The organism is Methanocrinis sp. (assembly GCF_049974945.1).
Lineage (GTDB): Archaea > Halobacteriota > Methanosarcinia > Methanotrichales > Methanotrichaceae > Methanocrinis.
The window spans coordinates 5,465-17,623 of the sequence record NZ_JBNGCU010000036.1; the positions used below are offsets into that span (position 1 = coordinate 5,465).

Below are 12,159 nucleotides of genomic sequence, written 5' to 3' on the forward strand. Positions count from 1 at the left end.
ACATTATCCGGTGAGGGATCTCAAGACGGTCCCCGAAGAAGCGGACCACCCTCTCAAACTCCTCTTTCGACTGGGCGTAAAGTGGCACGGTCACCCCGCTCAAGAAGGTTGCCTTGTTCAGCTCTGAGAGGATTTTTGGGATCGTCCTCTGCTCCGTCTCCCCCCAGAGCAGGGGCAGAACCAGGTTCGTGGGCCTCTCCTGGCAGAACTCCTCCAGGAGTTCTCTGGTCTTGGTCCTGTCGTAGCCAAAATCGTGGATGTTGGTTATAAAACCCTGCTCAAAATCCATCCTCACCCCTCTCTTCTTCCGGGCTGGAAGTCGGCAGTAACGTATGGACCTAATCTTATTTAGGCCTGTTGGATAACTCTTTCGCCATAAAAATTGCTCAATTTCGAGATGTAGCCCGGCTTCGAAGGAAAAGTCTGGCGATGTGAGCATAAAATGAGGCTCATATTATTTTGGTCGCCCCAAGACCCCCGACGAACCGCCCTTTCTCTCAGATTGTCAGAAATCTCCTGGGGGCGAGACTCGTTGCGAGCATCACCATGTTTATCTCTCGGTGATCGGTCCAGGTCCTAGCCTCCCTGTTCTCGTGGTCCATCCAGAACTGCTCTATAACTCCGCGCAGGGGCGAGTATGCTACGAGATCTTCGACGATTCCTTGAATGAGTGCTCTCTCGCTGAAGGACCCTGGCTTTTCTTCGACCAGCCTCAGCAGCTCTTCTGCGGCCGAGAGGCCGATGGATAGCCCCAGCTCCCGGAAGGCCAGCCGATACTCTGCAGGACGATCAAGGGCGTCGCCCTTCACGAAGGCCTCCATCCCGACCAGGGCCGCCTCCAGCACGGTCTCCAGAAGTCCACCGTCCTTCAATCTGCCAAGGACCGTCAACTGTCCTATTCTAGAGGCGTCGAAGAGGAGGCCGCCGATGCCGAGAGGATCGATGGTGACCAGGTCGATCCCGCGGCAGATCTCCATCATCTCGGCGATCTCGGATCTGAGGTCGAGAGGCGGCGACTGGCCGGAGTTTCCGGCTCCGGCCGCCGAGAGCTCGCAGTAGGTTACGAGGCCGTCGAGGGGGTCGTGCTGGCCCATCGACGAGACCAGAGGGCGGCGAAGGTCTATGCTCATCTTCCACCGGATCATCTTTCTGCCGCCGCGGGGCGATCTGCGAACAAAACCCGCATGGGCAGCTTCGGCGAGCTCTATCGCCCACCTGGTGTAGGTCGGATCGCCGGTGACCTTCCCTGCGCAGTTGAGGGCGTGCATCCACTTGGTCAGGTAATGGTAGTACTGCCCGTCCCGATCCCACTCCAGCCGCTCGTCGGAAGGCTCTCCCGGTCCGCGCTCGTTCAGCTCCTTTCCGATCCGGAGCCCTCCGGCGGTGGGATGGATCTCTCCCTCTCCTTCAGCAAGACCGCTGATCCAGCCCCGTCTGGGATCGTCGTCTCGGTGGCGGCCGAGGGTGTGATGGACCTGGTCGATGAGGCGGAGGCCGAGATCCCGGCAGTTCGGATCGCAGGTCCGGCCGAAGAGCTCAAGGTAGCTACAGACCGCGAAGGCGTCGGTCCAGAGGTAGCGGCGGGGATGATCGGCGGCCGGCTTAAGCCCTGTCAGACGGGCAAAGTCGACCATGATCTCCTGAACGGGCAGGATGATTGCCTTTCGGTTCATATATATATCAACTTTTATATCGATCTCTAAAAATTTTAGCGAATCGTCGAAGGTTGCATCTTCTGATATCTGATCAGCTATGGGACCCGTAAGAAGATATAATATGGTTCAAAGAATTTAAGAGTTACTGCGATTTAGAGTTTGTTGCGGAGCTTTTGGCCCTCAAAGATCTGGATAACCTTTTCACCTCCACCGCCCAAATAAAAGAGCATGGAAGCCGAGGAGATGAAAGTGATCGAGGATAGGGTGCTGACGCCTGTGACGGAGATAGATATCAGAGAGCTGGCCGAGGTATACGACGAGAGAGACGTCTACCTCTCGGTCTACCTCCCGACCGCTTCGGGAAAGGACGATGCCGAAAACCATAGCTTCGTCGGCGCGAGGGCGAAAGCCATCGAGGATGCCCTCTCCAGGGAGCTGAAGGAGATATTCAGGGAGACGATGGAGATGGTCGATGACCACCTCTTCTCCGAACCCATCCCCGGCGAGAGAGGCCGAATAATCTTCGCCTCGGCTCCTGCCTCCCTGCTCCACGTCCGCAGAATCGGTTTAGAGACCGTTCGGTCGATGGTCCTGGACACCTCCCCCTTCCTCCTGCCCCTGGCGAAGATGAGGGACGACTATTCGGACTACGGCGTCCTCCTCCTCGACTCGAAGGAGGCGAGGCTCTTCTGTGTTCGGTCAGACATCCTCGAGGATATGAACCACCTCTCGACCGACCTGATGAGCAAACACAAGAAGGGGGGTTGGAGCCAGATGAGGTTCAACCGGCTCCGGAAGGGTGCGATAAAGTCCTTCCTCTCGGAGGTGATCGAGGACGTTCGGGAGTCTTGCAGCCACCGCGATACGAGGGGGCTCGTCGTCGCCGGACCCGGGGAGGCCAAAAACCAGCTGGCTGAGATGCTTCCTTTTGAGCTGAAAAAGAAAATCCTCGGCGTCCTCGACCTGCCAATCGACGCGCCAGAGAAGGAGATCGTCGAGGCGGGAGACGAGATCGCCCTTGAAGACGAGAGGGCGAGGTCGATAGAAAGGGCCGAGGAGCTGCGGTCCGAGATCCGGAAGGGCGGCCTCGCGGTCCTCGGCGTCGAGGCGACCAGGGACGCCCTCAATGCTGGGCGGGCGAACGTTCTCGTCCTTCTGAAGGACGCCTCCATCCCCGGCTGGATCTGCGAGAGGTGCCAGGTCATCGAGGCGAGAAAGCGGCCGCCAGAGAGCTGCCCCACATGCGGAGGTCCGACGTCGCCCGTCGACGTGGTCGAGGAGCTCTACGAGCTCGCAGAGAGGACGGGGGCAGAGGTTGAGTTCGTCGAGGAGGACGCCTGCCTCGCATCCTCCGAGGGGGTGGGGGCGCTGCTGAGGTATTAGGGTCAGCAGATATCCACTTATCCCATCTTTTCAATCTTTTCATCTTCTTGGAGGCTTTAGCAGAAAGCCCGTTTTGGCGACGTATAGATCTGGCAGCTGCCCAACCAAAGTTACATATAATCTCGATGACATATTAATTGCGTTCGAGAATCAGCATCATCGCGCCAGATCAAAGGGCCGGAAGATGGCTATAATGGTTATTTGAAGTCGATTTCAGATCAGACTTCTGGAGAAGACTAAAGCATTATATTTGAATTCGGTTCCCATGCCGGATAAACACATACCGTCTCCGGCTTTTTGCGGCGCAGACTCTCGAATAGTACCCCAAGGTGAGAGAATATGTCCGAGAAGAGACCTCATAGCCTCAAAGAGGTGAAGTTCGAGCCCCTGGGCCCGGTCTTCCCTTCTCCCCCCGACTGGAGGGATCAGTTCCTCTACCACCTGCTGGTCGACAGGTTCAACGACGGCGGGAAGAGAGAGCCCTACAGGCCGGGTCTTCCCCGAAACAGGGACGACGCCGCAGGCGAAGGGTGGCAGGGCGGAAACCTGAAGGGCGTCACCGAGAAGCTGGACTACATAAGCGACCTGGGCTGCACCGCGGTCTGGCTGAGCCCCATATTCAAGAACCGGATCGAGCTTGATACCTACCACGGTTACGGCATACAGAACTACCTGGAGGTGGATCCGAGGTTCGGGTCGGAAGAGGATCTAAAAGAGCTGGTCCAGCAGGCCCATCGAGAGGATATCCGGGTGATCCTGGACGTAGTCCTGAACCACACCGGAGACAACTGGGCTTACCCCGAGGACGACGTCTACTACTACTGGGAGGGGGTGAGGTTTCCCTTCGGATTCTGGCGCCAGGTCGATGAGGTCAAGCCCTCTCTGTGGAGGGAGGAGTGCAAACTTCAGATCGGCGACTTCTGCCTCCGCGAAGAGGGGCAGGAGGCCGGAGCCGAGCTCGAGAGCGAGGACGCCGTATGGCCACGGGAGTTTCAAAACCAGGAGTGGTATCGGAGGAAGGGCAGGATAAGAAACTGGGACGCCTTCCCCGAGACCAGGGACGGAGACTTCTGCTCTCTCAAGGAGCTGGATACCTCAAACCCCCAGGTCCTCGGCGCTCTGATCGACTCGTTCAAGCGCTGGATAGCGGTGGCGGACGTGGACGGCTACCGGCTCGATGCGGCAAAGCACATCGAAGAGTCGAGCACCGCCATCTTCTGTAACGCCATAAGGGAGTACGCCCAGTCCATCGGCAAGAAGAACTTCTTCCTCTTCGGGGAGGTGGTGGGGGGCGACCTCTTCATCGATCAGTACATCGGCCGAAACGCCCGCATCCCCGGGACGAACGAGCGGTTTCCCTCCCTGGATGCGGCCCTCGACTTTCCCCTCTGGTCGATCCTCGAACCTGTGATCAAGGGCTTTGAGGACCCCGCCGCCCTGAGGCAGAGGTACGATCGGTTCAGGGGTCTATACGCGGACCACGGGAGGGCTGGCACGTACTTCGTGACCTTCGTGGACAACCACGATCAGATCGGAAGATCTCCCCCGGCCAGGTTTCTTCACAACGACTCTTATCAGAAGCAGGCCGTCCTGGCGGTGGGCTATCTCCTGACCAGCCTGGGCATCCCCTGCATCTACTACGGGACGGAGCAGGGCTTCGACGGCGGCGGGAACGGCGACAGGTACATCCGGGAGTGCATGTTCGGCGGGGACTGGGGAGCCTTCGAGACGACCGGACACCACTTCTTCAACCAGGATCACCACCTCTACCGGGAGATCTCCCGGATAGCCGAGATCCGGGCGGGAGAGCCGGCGCTGCGCTACGGAAGGCAGTACTTCAGGGAGATCTCTGGGAACGGCACAGACTTCGGCCATCCCATCGATGGAACCTGCACCCTCGCCTACTCTCGGATCCTCGACGACGAGGAGATCCTGATGGCCCTCAACCTGGACGCCGTCCCCAGGAGCGACTTCGTCACCGTGGATCGAAACCTCACCCCGGCAGGAAGCGAGATGGAGAACCTCCTCGGCCAGAAGAGGAGGGTGGAGGTGGCGTCGGCGGGCGGACGGAGCACCGTCCAGGTGCATCTTGAGGGGCACGAGATGGCCGTGCTGAAGCTGGCATAATATTTTATGGTTCTCACCAGACCTTCAGATCGATGCTCTCGATCCTGACCATCTTCCCCTCGGAGTGGACGATCATCCCCGAATGGACCTTCTGCATCATGCAGTGCTCGGGAAGAAAGCTCACCGTCTCCCCTACCTCGGGGATCCGGCCCCTGCTCACGATCCCCTCGAAGGCCGCGACCAGACAGACGCCTGCGTCCACCGGGGCGAAGTTCTCGTCTCCCAGGAGGTGGCGCGGCCCCACCATGTGGACGGTGACCAGTCCGTGGTCGATCTTGATGATCTTGCCGAAATGGGTCACCGGGCAGCCCAGGGGCCGGTAGCGGAGGACGTCGCCGACCTCGAACTCGGCATCCCGGTCGAAGGGGTGGATGTCCTCGCGACAGGAGGGCTCCCCGGGAAGCGGCGCCAGGGCGAAGTCTGCTGCAAGACCGTCAATGACGCCCCGGATCTCACCCTCAGCCTCGCCCTCCTCACCCGCTCGTCCCTCTCGATCCCTCACTTTCTGTTTAAGCCTGGGGAGAGTCTCCTCAATCTCTTCCCTCTCGGCGAGGTGCTTCTCCTGGCCGAGGTAGGGGCAGAGGTCGAGGTCTTCTCCTTTCAACAGGGCCCGGGCGAACTCCCGGCAGTTCTTAAAACCGCACTCGCCACAGTTGAAGCCGGGCAGAAGCTTTGCGATCTCCTTCATCTCGCTCACACCTCAGAGTTTTTACTAATTCGCAAAGCCTCTCTACTCTCCGGAGTACTCCATGAACCCGTCCAGGTGGCGGAGGACGCCTCGGTGGTGCTCCTTTGAAACCCGGAGCTCCCCGGTGCAGAGGGTGCATATCGCGAGAGGCGGGTTGTGCCGCAGTAGCATCTCATCGCCGACCTCGGGGCCGTTTCTTATCAGCTCGGCGAGCTCTGCGGCCCCCTTGCCGGAGAGGCCGTTCGCCTCGACGATCCTGCAGTTCGGGTTCGCCTCCAGGATCCTCTCCCGAAATACCTCCCTCTCGGCCTGGGAGACCATGTCCCCCTTCGTCACCACGGCTACGTCCGCCGTCGTCAGAAGAGGCCCCACCTTGAGGGGGGCGTTCGGCCCGGTGGTGACGTCGATGACGCAGACCGCAAGGCAAGAGTCGGGGTAGGGGGCGCACCGCAGGCAGAGCCCCGCTGTCTCGTTCAGGAGGATCTCAGCCTCCTCCTTTCTCGCCCACTCCAGCATCTCGTCGACGTTGTAGATCGAGTAGTGGTCAGGACACATATCCTTGGCCAGGCCCACGGCGACGGGAACGTTGAGCCTCTGAAATCTTTGGTCGTCCTCGGTCCAGAGACAGTCGATCTTGACCACGGCGGGACGTAGCCCCTCCCTCTGGAGGCTCTTTGCGGCGTGCATGAGAACCGAGGTCTTGCCCGATCCCGGAGTTCCCGCGATCACCACCAGCTTCAAAGCGCTGCCCCCACCACCTCGCCCCGCCTGATCGTCTCCCGCAGGTTCATCAGCCAGTCGTCGACTTTTGCCAGGTCCTCACAGACCTTCTGCTCAAGGGAGCTGGTCTCGATCACCCCCACCATCCCCCCGTTCTTCATCACCACCCTCCGGGAGGTCATCAGGGCGAGCATCGGGTCGTGGGTCACGACGACGACTATCTTCCCCTCGCCTGCGAGAAGCTCGAGCGCCTCCTTCTTCTTGATCCCGGCGTTCTCGATCTCGTCGATGAGGACGATCGGCGAGTCGCTGATCACCGCGATGTCCGCGGTCATCAGGGCCCTCGACTGGCCGCCGCTCAGGATGGTCAGGTGATGGTCGGGATGGACCGGCTCGCCGGTGAGGGTGTTAGCGAGCTCTATCACCCGATCCACCACCTCAGGCGACCTTCCCCTGCTCTTCGCGTGCATCCGGAGAAACTCCTCGACGCTCATGTCTGCGAGAAATTGCATATTCTGGGATAGCTGGGCGATCAGCTTCTTTCGGGGGTCGGATCTCGTCTCGGCCCGGGGCTCGCATCCGTCGATGAGGATCTTTCGGCCCGAGGGGGTGTCTCCCGCGGCGAACTGCTCGATGTCGGCTATCAGGGAGCTCTTTCCTGAGCCCGTCGGCCCGACGATCCCGATGATCTCGCCCCGGCGCATATCGAGCCACTCCACCAGGTCGGGATTTCCGTCTTTATCGACCCCGCCTATTATGGTGAGCCTGCAGGCCTGCTCGTCGGCCATGGCTCAGGACCTCCTTCCCAGAACCTCTCCGATCTCGGCGAGGAGGTGGTCGTCAGCTGAGGGGGACGTCTTTGAGAGGGCCGATGATTCGGCCTTGATATCGCATTTGAGCAGGTTCATTTCCAGTTCCTCTTTCGCCCGGGAGACTCCGCCCCCGGTGATGTTGAGCAGCACAAGGTCCTTCTCTTCGACCGCCCCGGATCGGACGGCCGCAAGAAGGGCGGCGACGGCGACGGCCGCCGCGGGAAGGATATCGATCTCCTCGGACTCCTCGAAGACCTTCTGGGCCACCTCCGCCTCCCGGTTGGTGATGCCGTAAACCTCTCCTGCCGTCTCCTCCAGGGCATCCCTGACGCCGCCTCCGACGGCGTAAGGCGGCTTTCTGTTGTAGAGGACGTCGTCGTACATCCCTTGAGGGCACCGGCCCTTATCCATCTCAGAGCCGGTCCAGGCGGCGTAGATGGGGGCGCAGGGCGTGTTCTGGGCGAGGTGAAGTTTCGGCAAGGTCTGGCCGAAGCGGCCGTCCTCGATCAGCCGGATCGAGGCCTCCCAGGCGGCGATCCCGCCGGTCCCACTCCCTATGGCCTGGAAGTAGTGTTTCGGAAGGGCCCTCATCGAGAGGACGCCGTCGAGCATCACGACACCCATCCCGTCTCTCCTGGCGACGTTCCTGGCCCCTCCCTCGCCGACAAATCCGTGGCGGGCTGCGAGCCGTGCCGCGAAGTCGATCGCCTCGGTGTAGTCGCCGTTCACCGATATCACGCAGATCTCCTCTCCGGGCTTCTCGGAGATCCAGAGCCGGTCGAGGCCCGTCGGCGGGACGACCAGGACGAGGGGGAGGCGGACCGCCGAGGCCGCCAGGGCGAAGGCTCTGGCGGTATTTCCCGCCGAGGCTACGACGAGGACCTGATCGTCGTTCCGCTCGATCATCCTCTCCACCGTGGGCGGGGCTTCGAGATCCTTGAAGCTGCAGGTGGTCATCCTCGCCCCCCTCTCCGGCCAGTAGCCGCTGAAGCTGACGTAGAGGTTCTCGAGGCCAAGCTCCCGGGCCAGCCCCTCGCTCCGGTAGGTCACCGGCTTCTCCCCGCACCGTGGGAGGGGCTCCTTCACCGGAAGCCAGTCGATGAACTTCCAGAGGCCAGGAAGATCATCTCTCAGGGTGAGCCTTTTTGTGAAGTACTCGGTTCTGAGAAGGGAGTCGTCATTTTGACAGGCCAGGGCGCGGGGCGGCTGCACACGCCCGCAGCCCAGACACCTGACCAGATATTCGCCCATAGGGGTACTTCGGGCCGAATGCGGATATAACGTTTTCTGTTTTATCCAATATTTTGTCCGTATTGTGAAACGTATCTCTATTTATGTGTACAATAAAGCCACGAAATTGGTGCATTTAGATAGGACCCCTCAAAAGATGTTGAAAAATTCGTCAGATGATAAATGTTGGGATTGGGGGCTGAGGCCAAAGCTTCAGCCCCCTCGCTTCAAAAGGAGAGCCTCGACTTCCCTCTGGCGTTGTGTCTTATATCAAGGGAGTCGGTGCCGGAGATCGACCAGATTATATCGACGGTCTGGCCCGGCTTGAGGGGCTGGTCGAACTCGTCTCCAGTATTCATCCTCCTCTTGAACTCGATCACCGTCCAGCCGTCGAATTCTGCGCCGCCGAACTTCAGGATGTCGTCGGTACCGCCGAGCTCCTCGTCGGGCGGGTGGGGCCCGTAGATTCCCGTCGAGTAGAGGTCGAGGACGGTCGCCTCCCTCTTGGTGGCCCAGCCCATCACCATGTCCGCATCCTTCATCCCCTGGGAAGGCTCAAAGCCTATGGCCACGAAGCCCTCAGTCCTCGCCTCCAGGGCCATGTAGAGGTTCTCGGCGTCGTTCTTCCAGTGGAGGACGTACCTTCCGCCGGACAAGGAGAGGTTCTTCGAGTACTCGCCCTCTGCTACGACGCCGTCGGGCGTCCAATCTCCAGCGGCCGCCTCCGCAAAGACGGCCTGCTCAGATGAGATCGGCCCGGGCGCGATCTCCTCTGTCGGCTCAATCAAGGTCGCGTTTTCTGCATCATCCATCGCCCCGATATCGTCATGGAGATCTGACCCGGACTCCGTCGTCGCGCCGCGCCGGAGGGCGAAGAGGGACGGGTCGGCCCCCACCCCCGCGGGCCAGACGATCGTCTCCTCCGCCACGGCGGGCCAGCCGTTGATCCCGGCGGGCGCTCTGTACTCGAAGACCTCCTCGCCGGAGCCGGCCTTGAAGCCGTGGATGGTGCCGTCGTACTCCGCGGTGAAGACCAGGTCGTTTATCACCGTGGCCCCGCCGAGGGCCATGGTGTCGAGGGGCCTGATCCAGAGGATCTTGCCGGTGGCGGCATCGATGGCCACAAGCTCGCCGGTCCCGTTCTCGAAGTCGAGGGTGGAGGTGTCGACAGACGTCGGGGTCCAGTCGGTGAAGAGGTTGACCACGGGGACGTAGAGGATGCCGTCGCTGTAGGCCATGGGGGTCTCCACCCCGCCCAGCACGCCGGGATAGATCCTGGTGGTGCCGTTAGGGAGGGCGTCCAGCTGGGCCGTCTCGTCGTACTCGCCCACCACCGTCGACCAGAGGACCTCGCCGGAGCTTTGGTTGAAGGCGTAGACCTTACCCATCTTCCCGGCTCCGAAGACCAGCTTCTGAGTCGTACCCTCAAGGTCCAGCTCCGCCAGGATCGGCGATATCTGGAAGTCGTGGTCGAAGAGGTCGTGGGGAAGGACCTGGCGGAACCAGACCATATCGCCGGTGGCGTGGTCGAGGGCCAATATGCTGTCGGTGTAGAGGTTGGGGCCGGGCCTGCTGGTGCCGCTCGGCCACTCTTCAGTTCCGGGGAAGGGTGCGGGGTTTCCCGTGCCCCAGAAGATGACCCCGGTCTCGAGATCGATGGAGGGGGGATACCAGCAACCTCCGCCGCTATTAACCTCCGGATGCCCCCAGAGGTCGGGCGAATCGACGGTGGAGAAGCTCCAGACGATCTCGCCGGTCTCGGCATCCAGGGCGTATATGACGCCTATCCCGCCGGGCGCGTAGAAGACGTCCCCGGTCCCGGGAACGGTGGAGACGTAGACCAGACCGTCATAGACCAGGGGCTGGATATCGATTCCTGTGGTGCTGACGTCTGAGAGCCTCGTCGACCAGATCTCCTCACCGGTCTCGGCGTCCAGGGCGGTCACGTTGTAGAGGTCTTTTGCGACGAAGACCCTGCCCCAGCCGACGGCGGGGCCGTTGGGTCCGACGACGTCGTGGAGGTTGTAGATCTTCGACCATCTGAGCTCGCCGGTCTCCAGGTCCAGGGCGAAGACGTTGCATCTGAGGTCCTGGAAGTAGACCGCATCCCCCACTATGATGGGGTTGCTCGCAGCAGCGCCGTAGGCCCCCATCCCAGGGATCGGAAAGGACCAGGCGACTTTCAGATCCGATACATTCTCCGAGCTTATCGCGGAGTTGAAGGTGGCCCTGGTGCTCTCGTAGTCCTTGTTCGGGAGGGGCCAGTCCTCGGCGTTGTCCGCCACCTCCGGCGGGACCGGCTCCTCGCTTTCGCCCGGGACGTCGGCCAGGACCGTCGGAGTCGGGATGAGGGCCAGGGCTATGATCAGGGCCAAAATTTCGATCATTATTCCGACTTTATTCAAAGATGATCACCTCTCTGATCGCTTATATTGAGCCTTATCATCTCATTTATTTTTCCCTCAAATATCAAAATCGTCAGGCATCACGGAGCAACGAAAACCTCGGAGGTGGGGCTCTCGTGGAACCTCAGGGTCCTCTCGACTTCGAAGTCGCCGGAGAAGGCCTGGTGCTCCTTGATGTCCTTGTAGAAGATCTTGTGCCACCTGTAGTCGGTCTGCCAGGTTCCATTGAAGCTGGTCGAAAGGTCCATCCCCACCAGATGGGCGGGGCTTGTGCCCCTGATCGCTGATGCGTTGGCGGGGTCGGAGACGTGGGATGCGGGATCGGTCGAGGCGAAGTAGGTGGTCTGGATCTTCTCGATCTCCGTCACCTCGAAGAACTCCTGGACCTCGGCCCCGATCCCTCCGTAGAAGTCGTTGGAATGGATGTACTTCATCCCCACCATCGGCGTCTCGCCGGAGTAGGCCATCTTCAGGTCTTCGAGGAGGTTCAGGGGAACGGAGGAGCCGTTGAGGGTTCCCTGGAGGTTCCCGGCGCTGGTGGATACGCTGTTCTTGGTATCGATCTGCAGGTGGCCGTCTCCGTACATGAAGCTGTAATACTCAAGCCCCATTCTCCTGTCCACCACGGAGGAGCCCACCTCAAAATAGCCGGTGCCCGAGGCTCTGACCCTGTTGTAGAACTCCTCGCTCTGGGCCTGCTCGGTGATGGCCGGAGTTGCTCCTCCCTCGCCCATCGCCAGAACGGCGATGAGCAGAAGTGCCGCCGTAGTCGCCCCCTTCGTCCCTCTCGCCCCATAATCTCTTTGGATCTCTATACTTCGCTTCTTAATAAAAAATATATCGATTCGTACAGCTTAAATCTCTCAAAGATCAAAAAGACTTGGGGCAAGGGCGATGGAGAGCATAGGTGAGGCAGGACACGGGGAGATGGAGCAGATGGGCGATGGATCAAGAGAGCAGGGAGGAGGTGCCTTGGAAGACCGAAAGATCTGGACGCGATTGGCCGAAAGACCAGGTGAGGCGACGTGAAGATCGAGGTCTGGACCTGGGGCACTGGAGGCCCCTTCGGGAGGGAGACGGGGGTCGAGCGGCAGAGGGTGATCCTGGACGGGGGAAACAGGGCTGCGAAGATCGAGATC

At 60.6% G+C, this 12,159-nt stretch carries 9 protein-coding genes and 1 pseudogene; 2 read left to right on the forward strand and 8 right to left on the reverse strand.

What is annotated here, in order from left to right:
* Together ACP5EL_RS05150 and ACP5EL_RS05155 are read right to left on the reverse strand one after the other, a co-directional pair.
* Positions 1-289: pseudogene (locus ACP5EL_RS05150) on the reverse strand (hypothetical protein); the annotation flags it as partial.
* Positions 290-497: 208 nt separating this feature from the next.
* Positions 498-1,673 (reverse strand): hypothetical protein, encoded by a 1,176-nt coding sequence (locus ACP5EL_RS05155; RefSeq protein ID WP_428401413.1) that lies wholly within the window; start codon positions 1,671-1,673, stop codon positions 498-500.
* Between the two features lie 210 nt (positions 1,674-1,883).
* Here ACP5EL_RS05155 and ACP5EL_RS05160 point away from each other — a divergent pair, with 210 nt between their 5' ends.
* Positions 1,884-3,038: a Vms1/Ankzf1 family peptidyl-tRNA hydrolase gene (locus ACP5EL_RS05160; RefSeq protein ID WP_428401414.1), complete on the forward strand. Its 1,155-nt coding sequence runs from the start codon at positions 1,884-1,886 to the stop codon at positions 3,036-3,038.
* Positions 3,039-3,377: 339 nt separating this feature from the next.
* Positions 3,378-5,165: an alpha-amylase family glycosyl hydrolase gene (locus ACP5EL_RS05165; RefSeq protein WP_428401415.1), complete on the forward strand. Its 1,788-nt coding sequence runs from the start codon at positions 3,378-3,380 to the stop codon at positions 5,163-5,165.
* Between the two features lie 13 nt (positions 5,166-5,178).
* Here ACP5EL_RS05165 and ACP5EL_RS05170 read toward each other — a convergent pair whose 3' ends face one another.
* The 6 genes from ACP5EL_RS05170 to ACP5EL_RS05195 all read right to left on the reverse strand — a co-directional run bounded on the left by ACP5EL_RS05170 (position 5,179) and on the right by ACP5EL_RS05195 (position 11,754).
* A complete protein-coding gene (locus ACP5EL_RS05170) occupies positions 5,179-5,853 on the reverse strand; it encodes a (Fe-S)-binding protein (protein WP_428401416.1) in 675 nt (224 codons plus the stop codon).
* Positions 5,854-5,895: 42 nt separating this feature from the next.
* Positions 5,896-6,594, reverse strand: a complete 699-nt coding sequence (locus ACP5EL_RS05175) for a GTP-binding protein (RefSeq protein ID WP_428401417.1) — start codon at positions 6,592-6,594, stop codon at positions 5,896-5,898.
* Positions 6,591-7,361, reverse strand: a complete 771-nt coding sequence (locus ACP5EL_RS05180) for an ATP-binding cassette domain-containing protein (RefSeq protein ID WP_428401418.1) — start codon at positions 7,359-7,361, stop codon at positions 6,591-6,593. The genes ACP5EL_RS05175 and ACP5EL_RS05180 overlap by 4 nt, the downstream gene beginning before the upstream one ends.
* A 3-nt stretch (positions 7,362-7,364) precedes the next feature.
* Positions 7,365-8,636 carry a cysteate synthase gene (locus ACP5EL_RS05185; RefSeq protein ID WP_428401419.1) on the reverse strand — a complete coding sequence of 424 codons (1,272 nt, stop codon included), beginning with the start codon at positions 8,634-8,636 and terminating at the stop codon, positions 7,365-7,367.
* Positions 8,637-8,842: 206 nt separating this feature from the next.
* A complete protein-coding gene (locus ACP5EL_RS05190; RefSeq protein WP_428401420.1) occupies positions 8,843-11,020 on the reverse strand; it encodes a PQQ-binding-like beta-propeller repeat protein in 2,178 nt (725 codons plus the stop codon).
* An 80-nt stretch (positions 11,021-11,100) separates the two neighbouring features.
* Positions 11,101-11,754, reverse strand: a complete 654-nt coding sequence (locus ACP5EL_RS05195) for a hypothetical protein (protein WP_428401421.1) — start codon at positions 11,752-11,754, stop codon at positions 11,101-11,103.
* Positions 11,755-12,159 lie beyond the last annotated feature (405 nt).

What these genes read in the sequence shown, in the direction of transcription:
- ACP5EL_RS05155 (WP_428401413.1), bottom strand. Translation starts at nt 1,673, where the DNA reads ATGAACCGAAAGGCAATCATCCTGCCCGTTCAGGAGATCATGGTCGAC.
- ACP5EL_RS05160 (WP_428401414.1), top strand. Translation starts at nt 1,884, where the DNA reads ATGGAAGCCGAGGAGATGAAAGTGATCGAGGATAGGGTGCTGACGCCT.
- ACP5EL_RS05165 (WP_428401415.1), top strand. Translation starts at nt 3,378, where the DNA reads ATGTCCGAGAAGAGACCTCATAGCCTCAAAGAGGTGAAGTTCGAGCCC.
- ACP5EL_RS05170 (WP_428401416.1), bottom strand. Translation starts at nt 5,853, where the DNA reads ATGAAGGAGATCGCAAAGCTTCTGCCCGGCTTCAACTGTGGCGAGTGC.
- ACP5EL_RS05180 (WP_428401418.1), bottom strand. Translation starts at nt 7,361, where the DNA reads ATGGCCGACGAGCAGGCCTGCAGGCTCACCATAATAGGCGGGGTCGAT.
- ACP5EL_RS05185 (WP_428401419.1), bottom strand. Translation starts at nt 8,636, where the DNA reads ATGGGCGAATATCTGGTCAGGTGTCTGGGCTGCGGGCGTGTGCAGCCG.
- ACP5EL_RS05195 (WP_428401421.1), bottom strand. Translation starts at nt 11,754, where the DNA reads ATGGGCGAGGGAGGAGCAACTCCGGCCATCACCGAGCAGGCCCAGAGC.